Genomic DNA, 14,650 nt, shown 5'->3' with positions numbered 1-14,650 from the left:
CGCCTGCCACCCCAGCAGGTCGTCGCGGGGGTCGGCGTCGTGGATGAGCGGCGGCAGCATCTCCAGCGAGACGTTCGTGGAGAAGCCCGGGTCGGTGGCAGTGGTGCGCGGGCGGTCCATGTCCCGCAGCCAGCCTCGGGCGTTGAGCGCGGCGAGCACCGACTCGGCGTTCTCGAGCCCGGCGTCGGGAGTCTCGCTGGCGTCAAGCGCGAGCAGGAAATCGGTGAGCGCCTCGTGCGGCACGCCGGCGGTGAAGTACGCGTTCCACTCGGTCAGCGCCGACGCAGTGTGCGGGCGGGCCGACATCTGCCAGGCCACCGGGAGGCCGCCCAGCTCGAACGGGTAGGCGGCGAGGATCCACTCGGCGCCCCGCAGTCCGTCGGGGCTCACGTAGAGCAAGGAGTTGCGGGAGGTCGGCCACATACGCCAGCCGAGATCGGTCAGGGTGCCACCGATCCGCTCGGCGAGGACGCCGTCGTCACCAGCAAGGTGGCGCGGGGTGACCCAGTACATCGGGTCCGGCACAGCGGGGTGGGTGGGATCGATGGGGTGGTGCGGGTGCAGGGGCGCCTCCGTCAGTTCGAGGGTGAGTCAGTGGCCGTCTTTCGGCCGGGTGGCGCCGCGCCGGCGGCGCGGGGGTGCATCGACCGGCCCCTGCCAGGCCAGGGCGACGGCCACGGCGGGCGGCAGAGGACCGAACTGCTCGGCCTCCGGCGACTCGGCGATGTAGACCACCGGCCGGCCACGCTCGTCCACCGACTTCTCCACGCCGCCCAAACGGTGGGCCATGGGGAAGAAGGGGTTGATGGCGAGACGGGCGGGTGTGTCACGGTCGAAGGCGGACAGTGCGTCGATGATGTCGCCGACGGTCATCTCGGGCGAGTGCGGGGCCAAGGCGTTCTCCTAGCGGTAGCGGACGAATCCGCGCGAGCAGGGGCAGGTTACGCGGGGCGCATTGAGAGGGAGGGCGGACGTGCCCGTCACAGGGGCCGGGAGGTGGACAGGATCCGGGCCACCACCTCGGCGACGATCTCCGCCGGCGTGTCCGTGCCGAAGGCGATGCGGTAGCCGGGGACGCTCGCGGTACCGGTGACGGCGATGACCCAGCCCTCGCCCGTCACCCAGTCCTCGTCAGCGCCGCCGGGCCGGCCGTTCGGGAAGTAGCCGAGGTAGAACCGGCCGTCGCGCGAGCTGACGTGCACGTCGGCACGGTCGTCGACGATGTGGGTGAAATCGGCCTGCGAGAACAGGTCGATCACATCCATCGCCTGGCCAGCGCCGAGCGTCCAAGAGCGGAGCCGCAGGGCCGTGACCGTCGTGGCGAATCCGGGTCGCGCCGCATCCAATGCCACAGCATCACCTCTCTGACCTGGGGTTTTCCGGAAGGTCGTTTAGGTTGACATGCCGTTGCAGTGTCCACCAGTCCTTTGGGCGATCTTCCTTGTCTGCCACCGGCGAACTTGTCCGTTGGCATCGATGTGGGATCCCACCCTTCGTGGCCGAATCTCACGAACTATGGACAGACAGCGGCCGGGCCGCCACGCGCCTAACACCGCCTGTCTCCACACCGTGCATGCGGGCGGTCACGCCTCAATGTCAGTACCTTGCGCCACACTCCGAGGGTGATCCTCGTATTGATCGAAAACCCGTTCCTGGCGGTCGCCTTGATCGCCTTGATCGCAGCCGTCTGGGGTGCACGGCGTGCATGGACACGGTGGGCTCGCCCGGTCGTACGCGCCCAGCTGGATACCTTCTCGACCGACACCGAGCGCAGGGTCGCCACCGCGATGCAGGAGGCCCTGGAAGGCGTCGTAATCCGGGAGCCAGAGACTCGCGGCCTTGTCGCCGCCTCCGTCCGGCGCTGGGCGCGAGCCATGCCCACGACCGTGCTCTGGCAGCTCATGGCCGTACTTCTGGTGTTCCTCCTCGTCGACCTCGGCCCGATACCACCCAGCAGGACGACCTTGGTTGCCGCAGCCCAAGAGGGGTGGGACACGATAACTAGCCTCCCAGAAATGGCTGTTGCTGTTTGGGGGCACCCGAGCAGGTTCTTGCCGCTTCGGTTCCTCTTCTTCTGCTTGATGCTCGGTGTCGCCCTCTGGGTGTGCTGGCCCGCACACCTGGCGCGTTCAGGAGGCGAGGCTCGGCTCACCGACTCACCAAGGCAGACGCGTAGGCGCGAGGCCGCCGAGGCTGCCGCACTGAACTGGCCAGTCGTGGCACTGGCTGTATGTGCGATCCAGTGCGGCCGTGCGCATCACGAGTTGCAGCGACAGTCCGAAGCGCCGAGGGGAGTGCTGGAGCGCCGGCCAGTCTCCGTGAAGCGAGCTGAGAACGTCATCAAACAGGCGTGGCGCACCCGCTATCCGGTCAGCCCATTCAACCGGGTGCGCTACCACCAGCGGAAGGCACTCAAACAGCACGCCGAACAGGTGATAGCCGCCCTGAGGGGGGCCGAGAGGCGGCAGTACAGTGCCCCCTCGGAAGCTCTGCCGGAGCTGGCGACGATGCTCCTGGTGATCGCCGAACGGTACGCACAGGGCCAGGTCTCTCAACTGCTGGACGACGAGCAGCTCGCGGGTGTCCAGGTCGTGCGTGACTGGGCTTGGCTGAGGCTGATGTTCGGTGGCGCACTGATCACCGTCGCGCTGGTCGGCGTGGCACAGATTGGGCTACCCGACAGCGCCCTCGGCCCCATAGCCGCACTGCTCATCACGCTAGTTCTCACGATGGTCTACCGCGGGCGCCTTCCGAGCCTGGGCGACCTAATCGACATCACGCGGGGTGCGGATCGACGCTAGCTGGATGATCACCTTCGCCTCAGCGGCACCCGCGAATGCCGCAGTACAGGACGGCGAACCGGGCCCGGGTATCGCCTGGATCAAATTGAACCACCCCGTCTATCCCCACTGGCCTCGGCGCCCAGCCGGGGCCAGACTTGCACCCGGGGCGGAAAGATGGCCACGATCGTAAGACTCACCAGCATGGCCACGGTGCAAGGCGACTCCAGAACCACCAGGTAGGGGCGTGAGTTCGGCCAGGGGGCGCTGGACCCTACAATCGAACTCAGTCGTTTGGCCATCGAACCGAGCCCTGCCGATTCCGGCATGCCTCCGCTCGCAAGAAGGCCGCGCCGCCGTGACGGTGACGGACACGCTTCGGTGGCCCGTTGGGGAAGCGAAGCCCTACGGCTGGAACTTGCCGGCCTCCGCGTAGATCTCGACAACGTCGCGTGCCTGCCATGCCAGCCGGTAGGCGAGGACGATGATCTGGATGAGTTCGGCCGTGCTAGGCATTTCCTTGCTGGGGAATTGGGCTTCGACGTGGCGGTAGTGGACCGTGTGGGCGACGGCTGCGACTCCGGCGGGGAGCAGTCCGTCATGCTCGGCCCGCTGATAGGTCTCCACGACGTTCGATGACCAGCTTCCCGGGATGTCGCCGTAGTAGCAGTGCGCCAGTTGCAGGGCGCACACACGCAAGACCTCCCAGCTCGATGCGATGGCCCGCTTCGGGTCGCTCGGCGCGACCGCGACCGCGTCCTCAAGGCTCAGGCCGGTGACGATCTCGGGGATGTCAGCACTGGTGCGCACGGAGGTGAGCCAGTCGGGTACCGGCTGCACCGTGACCGGTCGTCCCCGGGCCGCAACCCACCGATCACGCAGATCGTCTGCGTCTGCGCCGAGTGCGGCGGCGAGCTTTTCCACGACCGGCCAGGTGGGCAGGCGACGCCCCGCGAAGGCTTCGCTGATCGTGCTCTTGCCGTACCCGGTCCGTACCGCCATGTGCCGTGTGGAGGGCACGCCCGCCGCGGCGTGCAACTGGCGGAGATGGTGGGCGAAGCCCTCAACTGCCGTCACAGCAACCTCCGATAGTGCGTCTGTGCCCGCCCAGCGTAGAGGTGTCCGGTATCGCTGTCCGGCCGTGTCCGGTATCCGTCCGGACAATGCCGCAACCGTGCCGGAGTGCTGTCCGGACACCTTCCGGACACGGTTTCGTCGACATTGCCGCCCCGCAATTGGCCCCTGCCGGATGGCAATTGAATGTCCGGCTATAACGCGGGCGGCACTTCTATGGAAATCCGTTCCCGCTCTGCATAGACGAGGCGACAGACACGTTAGAACCAGCTTCGACCCTCGGGTCATGTGCACGCGGAGACAAGGAAGATCATGCGCTTCAACGAAACGGGAGCCCTGGGCTCCGCCTGGGGCAGTACCGATGACGACGGGCGCGACCTGCCCGAGGATGTTCAGAACGACGTGGATCGCGTCGCCGACGTGGTCGCCGCGGGCTTCCGTGGCCCGGCCTGGCAGAAGATGGCTAAGGAGCTGTACGTCCCGCCGGGGGGCGAAGCTGCGTGGGCCCGCACCCGCGCGCAGGCCAAGGCCAGGAAGACGGCCGCCTGATGAGCACCCCGACGCAGCAGCCGGAGCCGTCCCCCGTACCGCCAGCTCCTCGGCCGGGCGCGACGCGGGTGACGGGCGCCACCGTGCTCGGTGGAGGCGCCGCGATCAGCGCGCTCACGCTTGTGGGCGCCCCCTGGTGGGTGGTCGCCATCGCCGTGGGGCTCGCGATCGTGACGCCCAGCACGATCCTCTTCGTCCAGGCCGTCGTCCCCCAGGACTCCGAGCACAAGCGCGACCTCTGGCTGGCCCTCATCCAGTTCCTGGAACGCCGCCGGAGGACCAGCCGGAACCGCCGGTGAGCGGCCACCGGCACCACCAGGCGCCACAGCACCGAGGAAGGGCCCGCCGGTCGCGACGACCTCGGGCTCCTCCATTGCGGTCGGCCGCTGAGGCCCAGCGGTCGCACCCACCGAATGGTCTATCTGACAGCCCCAGGCCAACCTTCGACAACCAACCTAGTCGCCGCAGGCCAGGACAAAGCCAGCGACTAACTTCGCTGTCAAAGGACACAGAACTGCCCTCCTGCGCGCCCGCTGGCTGCGGCTCGGGCCTCTGTGCCGAGCCAGGCCCGCTACCCTCTGGCAGCTATGGAGATCCCGGAGCCCGCCGGACCGCCGTACATCGATGAGGACGTCGAGGATCCGGAGCGGCCGGTCTGCGGGATCTGCCCGGCCACCCGGTACCCGCGCGAGCAGTTCCTGGTCTACAACAGGCCGTCCTGGGAGACCCCGTTTCATCCGGAGAACGAGCACCGCTACACCCGCAACGGCGCCGTGCCGATCTGTGTCCACCCGGACAAGATCGGACTGGAACCCGACAGGATCGCCCCGCCGCCGAAGGAGCCGCCAGACCCGGGCGCGCCCCCGGCCCGCCGCCGTTACTGGAGCTTTCCGTGGAGGGCCTCACAGCGGCGCCGTCCCTCATGACGTCCGGGTCCGCCAGGAGGCACCGAGTTCCGCGAGCCGCCCCCGAAGCGCCCCGTGCTGCTCCTCCAGATCATGCGAGGCCGGCGAGAGCAGATAGACGTTGTCCCGGTAGAGGCGGAACCCGAGGCTCTCCCACCCCCGGGCGATCTTGGCGGTCACACGTTCCCACTCGGACCGATCCGTCAGCCCCTGACTGCTGAGGTCGGTGACGCCGGGCGAGCAGGCAACGGCCCGGCAGCCGAGCATGAGCCGATGGATCACCTCGCAGCCGAGTACGGCCGCCAGACCGTGCCCACGCCACGCAGGTTCCAGCGTCACCCGGTCCATGACGAGCAGCCCGGAACCGACGTACTCCAGCAGCTCGCTGACCTCGCTGGTGAACGAGCCCGTCTCGGGATCCAGGAGGACCTGAGCGGTCTCGTACAGCTCTTCCGACTCCTCCTCCATGGCCCAGTAGGCGTTCCGGCCGCGATCGAGGTGCACCCGGTAGAACGTCATCGAACCCACGATGGTGTCCTCGCCCCTGCACGAGGAACACTCCGCGGTGGCGCAGCTGCTCGTGGCCGCCGGCTCCTGGACGTCGTCGTGCACGCTCCGACGGTGGAGGACTGCGACGTTCCATCGCTCCAGCGTGTCCGCCTGCGGGGTGTCCCAGAGGTCGTCGTCATAGGAGATGCACAGATGCAGGTCGGAGGGATCACCTGGAAGCGGGGGCGGCATACTCACCTGGTCAACCTAGACGGTGAGGTCCTGCACGATGGCCTCCAGGACCGCATCCGAACCCCCGACCGAGGCGGCCATGACGACACCGACCACCGTTCGGTGCGTGGCGCCGCCCGTCAGCAGCGACGGCTCAAGCTCCTTAGTCACGATCCGCAGGCCGCGGATCACCCAGCTCGACCAGGACACTTCGCTCCAGTCCGAGCCGTCGGCCGACCCGGGGATGACATCGGAGAGATCGGGGTGCTGTTCAGCCACCCAGCGTGAGGGCTGCGCCTTGCGGAGGACCCACTGCCCGTCCCAGGCGACCTCGCCAGGGTTGAGCCCCGGGGTGAGGCGCATGTCCAGAGCGACGTGGCCGTCTGTGATCCGGTCTCCGTGGACCCAGACCTTGTCCTTGTTGTCGACCCAGTCGCAGAGCCGCTCCATCGACGCTGTCACTCGTTGTACTCCCTGGAGAGATTGATGCCCGTCCACAGTAAGTCGGGGCCGAGCGCTCCCGACCGGCCGGCCCGCGCCGAACCCGCCACCCGAGAACTTGGCCCCAAAATCGAACAGGGTTTCTAATAGTCACATGACTCGGCACTCCTTCCCACGAGACCTCCTCGAATCACAGACCGCCTGGTACGTCACGTACGGGCGGCTGGCGAATGGAGACAACGCCGGGGCGGCCGAGCAGCGTCGCCTCCTACTGCAGCTTTCACAGCGGATCGCCGGTCACACCTTCTGGCAAAGCCCGGCAGGCACACCTGCAGCCCGCGTCGCGCTCAAGGAGATTGCTCGCGCCAAGGCCGCAGGAGAGCAGCCTTGAGCCGCCGCGAACCGGGGCGTTTTCGGTGACAGTCCAAGCCAACAGGTGACCAACGAACGTCGGTTTGCGACAACGAAGAATGACCACCGCGGGACGGTGGCAGATCTCTCGCATGAAGAGAACTGGCGCTGCGGCCGACCGAACCGTCCTGCTCCCCAGCAGCTTCGCGTGGAACAGCGACGCCCGGATGGTCAGCGACGCCCTGAGCCTGGTACCCGCCCTACCCTGGCAGATCGCCGCCGATCACGTCCGCGACTGCGTCACCACTGACCACCGCCCCGAGAACGTACGGGTACTGATCCTTCCCGCGTACGCCCTGGAAGCGGCGTGGACCTGCCACACCGCACTCATCGACGCCGCCGCCGGGGACGACGACCGGGCATACCTGGTCCGCGTACTGCCGGACTATCTCGACGCCGTCCATGACACTGATCTGGAAGGTCTCATCGAAGCCCTGGAGAGAGTCCTCGCTGTGTTCAGTCTCGACCTGCCCGCCGCCCACCAGTTCGTATCCCATCTCGCGCTCGGCCTAGGAACCAGCCCGGAAAAGCGGGCGGCGCTCGATGAAGTCCTGGCGGCATGGAAGGGGGCCGGAGTTGCCTGCTGATGCACCCCGAATCCACGAAAGGGCGACGCGTGACCGGCTGACGCCCCTCAAGTAAGTCCGATAACAGTCCAGTTACGATGCGCTACACCAAGTCGTGGTGCGAGGTAGACCCCAACACGCCTGACCAGCACGCCTGCTGGATTGACCCTTTTAAGTTAACTCACACCACCTTGGGTGGGTACATTAGTGAAAGCGCAGGTCAGGGCTACTTGGGATACCGTCCTGCGCATGACGATGGATGTGCAGATCACGGCCCTTTCCAGTCCCTTTCTGGCGTTGCTGACGGTGCTGTTCACCGTGGCGCTGGCCCATCCCGAACCGCAGGTGCGGGCGCGCGCCGAACGGCTCCTGGCGGTCATCTTCCGGGTCCGGTAGCAGCACGGCGGAGGGGGCGCTGGCCAGGCGCCGACCGCCCGTCCGCCCACGCGAAGGCCCCCGGAATCTGGCGATTCCGGGGGCCTTCGGTATTGCTGTGGCAGGGGTTAGCTTTCGTCGGTGGAGTCGTCCGTGCGACGGCGGCGGGCTACTACGAGGGCGCCTCCGCCGACGGCGATCAGGAGACCGGCGCCGCCGGTCAGCCACGGGGTGGCGTCGGCGCCGGTGTGCGCGAGCGAACCCTCGGGGGCGGGCGCTGCGGTGCTCGACGCGGTCTCGTCAGAGGCCGGGGTGGCCGAGTCGGATGGGGCTGGGGTGTCCTCGCCCTTGCCTGGCTTGCCCGGCAAGGGCTTGTCGCTCGGTTTCTCAGTGGGCTTGTCGGTTGGCTTCTCCGTCGGCTTCTCTGTCGGCGGCGGGGTGGTCGCTGTCTTGGCGTTGGTCGTGGTGACCGTCACCGGGTCGCCCGGCTTGGCCTTGAAGTCCTTCGAGGGCTTGTAGAGGTCGTAGCCGACGGGTGCCTTGATCTGCTTGACCCAGAAGTCTGTGCCGGTACGGGAGTTGATGGGCAGCTTGCCGGTGGCCGTGCCGTCGGAGCCTGTGGTCAGCGTGAGGAGGGTCTTGTCGCCGCTGCCGATGTTGACCGTGGACCCGGCCAGCAGCTTGCCGGTCTTGTCGTCCTTGGCCTTCAGCAGGACCGAGGCGGCCTTGAACGGGTCGACGATCGTGAGCGGTGTGTCCGTGCCGGGGGTGACGATGACGTCCTGGTCGTCGACCGTGTCGTGCAGCTTGCTGCCACTGGAGACCTCCTTGAGGCGGTAGACGCCCGGTGCGAGGTCCTGGAAGGCGAGCTTGCCCTGGGCGTCGGTCTTGCCGCTGGCGGTTTCCTTGCCCGCGGGGTCGAAGAGGGCGAAGGACGCACCGGCGAGCACGTCACCGCCGGGGTCCTTCTTCAAGATGGCCACGCCGCCGGTCTCCGGCTCGGCCGCGTTGCGCGGAGTCGAGGACGCGGATGCGGAAGGGGTGGGATCGGTGCTCTGGGCCGAGGCGGTCGGCGCCCAGGACAGGGAGCCGGTCACCGTGGCGGCGACGGCCACAGCAACCGGGACGATGCGAGCGGAACGGATGCGCAAGAAGGAACTCTCCAAGGGATACAGGCGGGAATAGGCAAGGCGGGCAAGCGGATCATGGGTCAGCGGGAACGGCCCGGTGCCGGGCGCGGGGGCGGAGCGGGCGGTCCGCTGGCCGAACGGGGGGATGCGGTGATCGCGTAGCGGCGGGCGGCAGCACGGACGAGTTGCTGTTGCTGCTCGACGTCCAGTTGCGCGATGCCGGCCAGGCCCTGGCCGGTGGCCAGACCGAAGGGCGATCCAGCGTCCAGGCCGGCGGCCTGGACGATCTGGGCCGCGGCCTCGGCTTCGGCTTCGGCTTCGGCTTCGACGAGGATGCCGTAGGTGCGGGGAACGCCGAGCATGTGCTCGGCGTGATCGCGGGAACCGTCGAGGATCTCGGTGAGCGGGACGTCATCGTTCAGGCAGTCCTCGACGATGTCGAGGAGAACCAGCGTCGCAGTGTGCAGCCGGTCACGGAAGTCCGGGTCGGTGAGCCAGAAGCCGTTCGGGCCGGACGGCGGAGGCGGGCTGAGTGCGGCAGTCGGCAGTGGTGGCCGGCGGTGCGAGGGGAACCAGCGTGGCGAGGGCATCGAGGACTCCGGAGTGAGGTGGCCGGTTCAGCGAGTACGGGGCGCCGGTCCGGGCGTGGGCGTGGGCTGCGCGACGGGTTGAGCCGAGGGTCGGGGCGTGGCGGGTGGCGGAAACCAGAACTGGGCGTACTGCTCGATCGCCGTGCGCAGGCCCGTGCCGTCCGCACCGTGCCACGGTGGCTGGCTGCTGTGGGCGTGCCAGTCACGGATGACGGCGTAGCCGTCGCGGCCGGGCGCCAGGCCGCGGGCAGCATCTCGGCGCTCGAAGGTGCCGTGGTCGGCGAAGCGGAGGATCGCGGTGTCGAGGACGCCCTGCTCGGGGTGGATTACGCGCAGGCGCAGTCCGTCGTACTCGCCGTGGCGGATGGTCGGGGCAAAGTCGATCCGCAGCCGCAGCGGCGAGTTCGGCTGCGGGGCTGCGTACAGGGCGTCGCCGACGATGGCGTACTGGTAGAAGGACAGTTCAAGGACGTCATCGAAGAACTGCACTGCGTGCAGGGCCACATGGCCTCTCTCGGACGGTGGGGATCTGGGCGTTCAGCGGTGGGGGCCGGAGCGCCGGGCGGGCAGGGCTGCCGACGGGGTGGTCGTGGTGCTCCAGCGCGGGACGCTGCGCGTGGTCAGCGCGGGAGCCCTGCGCGGGGCGGTGCGCCGGACGTCGAGTGGCGTGGGAACCGGGGGCGGCGGCGGGGTGACGGAGACGAGCTGGGCGTTCTCACGTAGGCCGCGCAGCATCTGGTCCTTCCAGCGAGGCAGGGGCGCGGGGTCGGACACGCTCGCGGTGATGGCGGTCACCAGTGGTGTCGGGGTGTTCGTGGAGGCGGTGGCGTACCACCGGGCATATCCGCTCTTGGGGCCGCCCCGCAGATACCAGCGGGCTTGGAGCGTGGTGAGTTCCTTCTCGGCGTCGAGTCGGCCCTGGGCGTACTCGATGCCGGCCATGCCGTCGGGGGTCTGCAGTTCCAGGACGCCCCACCGGGGGTGCTGGATCTTCCAGCCGCGGTTGATGAGCGGGACGGCGGCGTGGAAGGCATCGAGGTCGGCGGGGTCGGGCGGGGCGAGGTAGTGCTCGGGCCCGGCCTGGTAGGCCGCCGCCAGGGCCGTGGTGAACGCGGTGACGAACTCGGTGGGGCACTGGTCATTGAAAGTGACGCCCCATGTGGGTGGGCCGAAGCGGTCCTCGTACGCGTTGATGCGCCACAGTCCGTCGTCGTCGCCTTCGGGCAGGTAACCGAGGCGGATCTTGCGGTCGGGTGCGGTGACGTAGACGTTGGCGAGATCGTCGTAGGTCAGCTCCCAGCCGAGCGCCAGCAGGGGCTCAAGCGCGGGATCGCCGGTGTAGGTGCTGCCGGCGAGGTAGCGGGGGAAGACGTAGACGTCGCCGTCTATGTCGGCGTCGGGATCGGTCAATGGGACATCCGGATAAGGGTCGGGCGCGTGAGCGCGGCAGGCGGTCTAGACGGGGGTGACCTGGACGGACAGGTGGCGGTACGCCTGAGTGGAGCGGTTCTTGGCGACTTCTGCGCTGGGTCCGGTAGTGATCAGGTAGCCGATGCGGGCGCTGAACATGTCGCTGTTGGGCGGCAGCACGAGCTTGTCGCCGGCGTCGCGGTGGAAGTGGACGCGCTCGAGCCAGTCGGTACTGTCGGTGAACTCGGCGTCCAGGCAGCGCTCGGTGAGGGTGCCGGAGTAGGCGGGGTAGATCAGCCGGATTGCCGCTGCTTGACTGCGTGTTGGGGTGAGGTCGGGCAGCGTTCCGCAGGCGATGTCGGCGGCGGTGTGGGCCAGGTCGACGCCGGTGGCCAGGTGGACGAGGTGGCCGATCATGTCGCCGGCGATGCGCGCGTTGACCTCGATCAGGTGTGGGCGGCCGTCGACGATGCGGATCTCGACGTGGCTGACGCCGTCGGTGACGCCGACGGCGTCGAGGGCCGCGACGGCGACCGGGGCCACGTCGGCGAGCAGCGGGTCGTTCGCGTCGACCACGTGCGCCAGCTCCTCGAAGAACGGGGCCAGGCCGACCGTCTTGCGGGTGACGGCGACCACGGTGGTCTGCCCCTGGTAGGTGACGCACTCGACGCTCACCTCCGCCCCGTCGAGGTACTCCTCGACCAGGACCTGGGTGCTCTCCACGCCGTGGCCGGCGGTCTGCGCGGCGAAGGCGTACGCGGCTGGCAGCTCGTTGGCGGTGTCGACGCGGATGACGCCCATGCTCGCGGCGTGGGCTGCGGGCTTGAGAACCACGGGATAGCCGATCAGTGCGGCGGCATCGGCCGCCTCCCGCTCGGCGCGCACACCGACGGAGATGGCGGAGGGCACCCCGTGGCGGGCGAACAGAGTCCGGGAGGTGTGCTTGTTGCGGCAGCCCTGGAGCGCTTCCGGGGCTGTGGTGGGCAGGCCGAGCTGACGGGCGAGACGGGCGACGGGGACGAGGTACCACTCGGTCCACGTCAGCACGCCGGCCAGCTCGTAGCGTTCGGCGAGCGCGCGTCCGGCCGCGGCCAGCGCCGCCTGGTCGGTGGGGTCGGCGACGGCGTAGTCGAGGAGGAACTCCTTCTCCCAGGTCGGCTCGGCGCCGGAGATCAGGACGACGTCGTAAACGGCGGCGACGTTCGCAAGGCAGGTCCCGCGGTACGCGTGCGCCTCCATGTCGGCGGCTGCGACAACCAGGACGACAGGGCGAGAGGACAACAAGGCTCCAAACAGTGGCAGGCAATGGTGGTTGAGGCAGGTATCCGAGTCAGGGGGTGCGGCGTCGGCGCAGCTCGAAGGCTGACGCCCAGTGCGGGTGGTCCTCGATCAACTTGCGGGCGTACAAGGACGTGAAGTTGTTGTTCAGGCCGCGCACGCCCGCGGGCAGCTGCCAGCGCAGGTCCTCGAACAGCGCCTTGAGCCCGACCCGTGTGGCGCCCGTGGCGAGCCGCTCGGCGGTCAGGCGCTCCAGCGCGCGGTAGACGTACGGGTGCTCGGCGTCGAAGGCCAGGAACCGGTCGGTCAGGGTGGGCCGCGATCCTGCGCGAAACGACGGTCGGGATATCGGCAGGACCGACTGCTCGACCGGGGCGTGGGACGTGGGCATGGCGGGTCTCCGTGAGGTGGGCAGGAAGGCGACCTAGGCGGTCAGGCGAAGGAAGTGCGCAGGGCTGGCGTGGCGCGCAGCCGGGCGAAGGCGGTGAACAGGCCCGCGGCCTGGAGCACGGCGCACAGGGTGATGACGTGGCCGAGTTGGGCGGGCGGTACGAGGGCGACGAGGACGCCGGCCAGCGGGAAGGGGAGCAGAAGCAGCAAGATCGTCAGGGAGAGGGTGGCGCCGAACACGTCCGCGGGGATGAGGCGGGAGCGCAGGGTGCGTAGCACGACGGTCATGCCGCCCTCGCCGGCCATGAGGACGGCGATCAGGGCGAGATAGGCGTGGTACGTGTCGGCGAAGGAGACGGCCAGGCACGCGGTGGCGGCGATCGTGGCGGAGGCGACGCCGACCGGCCACAGGCCGAAGCGGTCGATCGCCCGGCGGCACAGGAGTACCGCGCCGAGCGAGGCGGCGGCGGCAACCGACCAGATGAACCCGACGTCTGCCGTGGTGTGGCTGAGCTGCTTGACGATGATCACCGGGGCGGCGGCCTGCAGCAGGCCCACGGCCAGGTTGGACACGGTCAGTCCGGCCACCAGCCAGCCGAGCGCCGGCAGCGCGCGCAGAGTCGACCATCCGGTGCGCAGTCCCTTGCCGACGGGCTGCGCTGCGGCGGGCGCGGGGCGGAGGTACTGGCGCGGGGCGAGGACGCTGGTGAGCAGCGAGAAGGCGGCGAGCACCATCAGCATGCCGGTGGCGCCGGTCCACTGGAGCAGGAGGCCGGCCAGGGCAGGGCCGGAGAGGGTGGCGACCTGGTCGATGCCGAGCAGCACCGACTGCACCCGGTGCGCGCGGGCTCCGGCCTCACGGCTGGCCACCCCTCCGGCGGTCTCGACCGCGATGTAGGAGCACTCGGTGAGGATCCCGGTGAATGCGGCGAGCGCCATGACGGTGACCGTCGCCCCGAGCCCCGCTTCCTGCTGCGGCAGGAGGTACGCGGCGGCCAGGACGACCAGGGCGCGGGCAACCGAGGCGTAGCGGAGCGCTGCGGTGGTGCCATGACGGTCGACCAGGGCCCCGGCGAAAGCGAACGCGCCCAGCCTCGGGATCCATTCCAGCGCGAAGGCGAGACCGGTCAGGGCTGCGGAGTTGGTGGTAGCCAGGACCAGCAGCGGGATGCCGTAGGTGGCCATGGCGAACGCGGCGGCGTCCGTGCTGCGCGGCAGGTAGATGCCGCGCAGCACTGTGGGGACCGGGCGGCGGGCATGCCGAGGTCCGACACGGGATCTCACGCAGCGCGCCCCGCTTCCGCCCGCTCCTGCGCGGAGCGGGCGTCGGTGTGGCTGAGGACGCGGGGATACGCCTGCAGGAACTCGGCCACCACCTGATGCGGCGCCGACGGCTCCAGACTCAAGCCGAACGCGTGCGGGCCGCCGCTGTGCAACTGGAGGGTGTGCTGGACGCGGGTGACGAAATCAGTGCTGGCGTCGGGGAATTGGCGGGCGCGCGCCCAGCGGGCCGCGCTGTCGTACACCTCGGCGAGGGCCTCGCCGCTCGCGGTGAGCCGGTAGCGGTCGGGGGCCTGCTCGTCGGCGTGGACCAGGCCGAGGTCGCGGGCGACATCGATGGCGTGGCGCAGTTGCCCGGGGGTGAGGTCGCCGAAGGCGCCCTGAAGGCTGCCGCGTCGGTGGCTGATGGGGCCGTTGTCGTCGATCTCAGTGACCAGGCGTATCAGGCCCGGAAGGGTCAGGGTCCGGATCGCGCGGCGTTCGTGCAGGAGGTTGTTGGGCAGGGAGCGAGTCATCGACGCGGTCCTCCTGCCGGGGAGATCGGGCGGGCGGGTATCTGGTGGGAGAAGAGGTCGCCGGGCTGCCACGCCGGGCCATCCGGGGGCGTCGTGCTCAGCGAGGGACGGACTGCTGGCGCGGCCGGAACCGCCGGTACGGGAAGGCGGGTCGGGGTGGTCGCCCACGGGCCGGAGCGGTTCTGCGACGGGGCGCCGCCCTGCCCCCGCGTCCGACGGACGTCGGACTCGGGGG

21 protein-coding genes and 1 pseudogene are annotated in these 14,650 nt (G+C 69.3%); 7 read left to right on the top strand and 15 right to left on the bottom strand.

Annotation, left to right across the window (positions count from 1 at the left end; genetic code table 11):
* The 3 genes from ABT004_RS32920 to ABT004_RS32910 all read right to left on the bottom strand — a co-directional run.
* A partial coding sequence (locus ABT004_RS32920) for an SPDY domain-containing protein (RefSeq protein WP_351344241.1) occupies positions 1 to 525 on the bottom strand: 525 nt, incomplete at its 3' end.
* A gap of 66 nt (positions 526 to 591) precedes the next feature.
* Entirely contained in the window at positions 592 to 873 is a 282-nt protein-coding gene (locus ABT004_RS32915) for a hypothetical protein (protein ID WP_351344247.1), read from the bottom strand.
* A 107-nt stretch (positions 874 to 980) separates the two neighbouring features.
* Positions 981 to 1,352, bottom strand: a complete 372-nt coding sequence (locus ABT004_RS32910) for an SPDY domain-containing protein (RefSeq protein WP_351344238.1) — start codon at positions 1,350 to 1,352, stop codon at positions 981 to 983.
* 270 nt (positions 1,353 to 1,622) lie between these two features.
* Between ABT004_RS32910 and ABT004_RS32905 the strand changes: the two genes are divergently transcribed.
* Positions 1,623 to 2,801, top strand: coding sequence for a hypothetical protein (locus ABT004_RS32905; RefSeq protein WP_351344235.1), 1,179 nt, complete (start codon positions 1,623 to 1,625; stop codon positions 2,799 to 2,801).
* A gap of 384 nt (positions 2,802 to 3,185) precedes the next feature.
* On the opposite strand, the gene ABT004_RS32900 is transcribed toward ABT004_RS32905, so the two are convergent.
* The gene (locus ABT004_RS32900; protein ID WP_351344232.1) at positions 3,186 to 3,857 is read right to left on the bottom strand and encodes a helix-turn-helix domain-containing protein; all 672 of its coding nucleotides are present in this window, start codon (positions 3,855 to 3,857) and stop codon (positions 3,186 to 3,188) included.
* A 309-nt stretch (positions 3,858 to 4,166) separates the two neighbouring features.
* Here ABT004_RS32900 and ABT004_RS32895 point away from each other — a divergent pair, with 309 nt between their 5' ends.
* The 3 genes from ABT004_RS32895 to ABT004_RS32885 all read left to right on the top strand — a co-directional run bounded on the left by ABT004_RS32895 (position 4,167) and on the right by ABT004_RS32885 (position 5,329).
* Entirely contained in the window at positions 4,167 to 4,403 is a 237-nt protein-coding gene (locus ABT004_RS32895; protein ID WP_351344229.1) for a hypothetical protein, read from the top strand.
* Positions 4,403 to 4,702, top strand: coding sequence for a hypothetical protein (locus ABT004_RS32890; protein WP_351344226.1), 300 nt, complete (start codon positions 4,403 to 4,405; stop codon positions 4,700 to 4,702). The genes ABT004_RS32895 and ABT004_RS32890 overlap by 1 nt, the downstream gene beginning before the upstream one ends.
* 288 nt (positions 4,703 to 4,990) lie before the next feature.
* On the top strand, positions 4,991 to 5,329 hold the full coding sequence (locus ABT004_RS32885) for a hypothetical protein (RefSeq protein ID WP_351344223.1): 339 nt from the start codon (positions 4,991 to 4,993) through the stop codon (positions 5,327 to 5,329).
* On the opposite strand, the gene ABT004_RS32880 is transcribed toward ABT004_RS32885, so the two are convergent.
* Positions 5,324 to 6,055 (bottom strand): hypothetical protein, encoded by a 732-nt coding sequence (locus tag ABT004_RS32880; protein WP_351344220.1) that lies wholly within the window; start codon positions 6,053 to 6,055, stop codon positions 5,324 to 5,326. The genes ABT004_RS32885 and ABT004_RS32880 overlap by 6 nt on opposite strands.
* Before the next feature lie 9 nt (positions 6,056 to 6,064).
* On the bottom strand, positions 6,065 to 6,490 hold the full coding sequence (locus tag ABT004_RS32875) for a hypothetical protein (protein WP_351344217.1): 426 nt from the start codon (positions 6,488 to 6,490) through the stop codon (positions 6,065 to 6,067).
* A gap of 133 nt (positions 6,491 to 6,623) precedes the next feature.
* Here ABT004_RS32875 and ABT004_RS36450 point away from each other — a divergent pair, with 133 nt between their 5' ends.
* The 3 genes from ABT004_RS36450 to ABT004_RS32865 all read left to right on the top strand — a co-directional run bounded on the left by ABT004_RS36450 (position 6,624) and on the right by ABT004_RS32865 (position 7,842).
* Positions 6,624 to 6,860 carry a DUF8825 domain-containing protein gene (locus tag ABT004_RS36450; protein ID WP_502966979.1) on the top strand — a complete coding sequence of 79 codons (237 nt, stop codon included), beginning with the start codon at positions 6,624 to 6,626 and terminating at the stop codon, positions 6,858 to 6,860.
* A 112-nt stretch (positions 6,861 to 6,972) separates the two neighbouring features.
* A complete protein-coding gene (locus ABT004_RS32870; RefSeq protein WP_351344214.1) occupies positions 6,973 to 7,467 on the top strand; it encodes a hypothetical protein in 495 nt (164 codons plus the stop codon).
* Between the two features lie 228 nt (positions 7,468 to 7,695).
* Positions 7,696 to 7,842, top strand: coding sequence for a hypothetical protein (locus ABT004_RS32865; protein WP_351344211.1), 147 nt, complete (start codon positions 7,696 to 7,698; stop codon positions 7,840 to 7,842).
* A gap of 107 nt (positions 7,843 to 7,949) precedes the next feature.
* Here the strand turns inward: ABT004_RS32865 and ABT004_RS32860 are convergent, their stop codons facing one another.
* From ABT004_RS32860 to ABT004_RS32820, 9 genes and pseudogenes are all read right to left on the bottom strand, one after another.
* Positions 7,950 to 8,972 (bottom strand): SpaA isopeptide-forming pilin-related protein, encoded by a 1,023-nt coding sequence (locus ABT004_RS32860; RefSeq protein ID WP_351344208.1) that lies wholly within the window; start codon positions 8,970 to 8,972, stop codon positions 7,950 to 7,952.
* A 59-nt stretch (positions 8,973 to 9,031) separates the two neighbouring features.
* Positions 9,032 to 9,541 (bottom strand): hypothetical protein, encoded by a 510-nt coding sequence (locus tag ABT004_RS32855; RefSeq protein WP_351344205.1) that lies wholly within the window; start codon positions 9,539 to 9,541, stop codon positions 9,032 to 9,034.
* A gap of 27 nt (positions 9,542 to 9,568) precedes the next feature.
* Positions 9,569 to 10,045, bottom strand: a complete 477-nt coding sequence (locus ABT004_RS32850; protein WP_351344202.1) for a hypothetical protein — start codon at positions 10,043 to 10,045, stop codon at positions 9,569 to 9,571.
* 33 nt (positions 10,046 to 10,078) lie between these two features.
* Positions 10,079 to 10,951 carry an SPDY domain-containing protein gene (locus ABT004_RS32845; RefSeq protein ID WP_351344199.1) on the bottom strand — a complete coding sequence of 291 codons (873 nt, stop codon included), beginning with the start codon at positions 10,949 to 10,951 and terminating at the stop codon, positions 10,079 to 10,081.
* Positions 10,952 to 10,996: 45 nt separating this feature from the next.
* Positions 10,997 to 12,190 carry an ATP-grasp domain-containing protein gene (locus ABT004_RS32840; RefSeq protein WP_351344244.1) on the bottom strand — a complete coding sequence of 398 codons (1,194 nt, stop codon included), beginning with the start codon at positions 12,188 to 12,190 and terminating at the stop codon, positions 10,997 to 10,999.
* 91 nt (positions 12,191 to 12,281) lie between these two features.
* Entirely contained in the window at positions 12,282 to 12,620 is a 339-nt protein-coding gene (locus tag ABT004_RS32835) for a hypothetical protein (RefSeq protein WP_351344196.1), read from the bottom strand.
* Positions 12,621 to 12,661: 41 nt separating this feature from the next.
* The gene (locus tag ABT004_RS32830; RefSeq protein WP_351344193.1) at positions 12,662 to 13,903 is read right to left on the bottom strand and encodes an MFS transporter; all 1,242 of its coding nucleotides are present in this window, start codon (positions 13,901 to 13,903) and stop codon (positions 12,662 to 12,664) included.
* Positions 13,900 to 14,415 (bottom strand): hypothetical protein, encoded by a 516-nt coding sequence (locus ABT004_RS32825; RefSeq protein ID WP_351344190.1) that lies wholly within the window; start codon positions 14,413 to 14,415, stop codon positions 13,900 to 13,902. The genes ABT004_RS32830 and ABT004_RS32825 overlap by 4 nt, the downstream gene beginning before the upstream one ends.
* Positions 14,412 to 14,650 (bottom strand): annotated as a pseudogene (locus tag ABT004_RS32820) (winged helix-turn-helix transcriptional regulator); the annotation flags it as partial. The gene ABT004_RS32825 and the pseudogene ABT004_RS32820, both read right to left, overlap by 4 nt.

The organism is Streptomyces sp. NPDC002790, assembly GCF_040295505.1.
In the GTDB taxonomy this organism is placed as follows: Bacteria; Actinomycetota; Actinomycetes; order Streptomycetales; family Streptomycetaceae; genus Streptomyces.
This window is presented reverse-complemented; position numbering and strand designations above follow the sequence as displayed.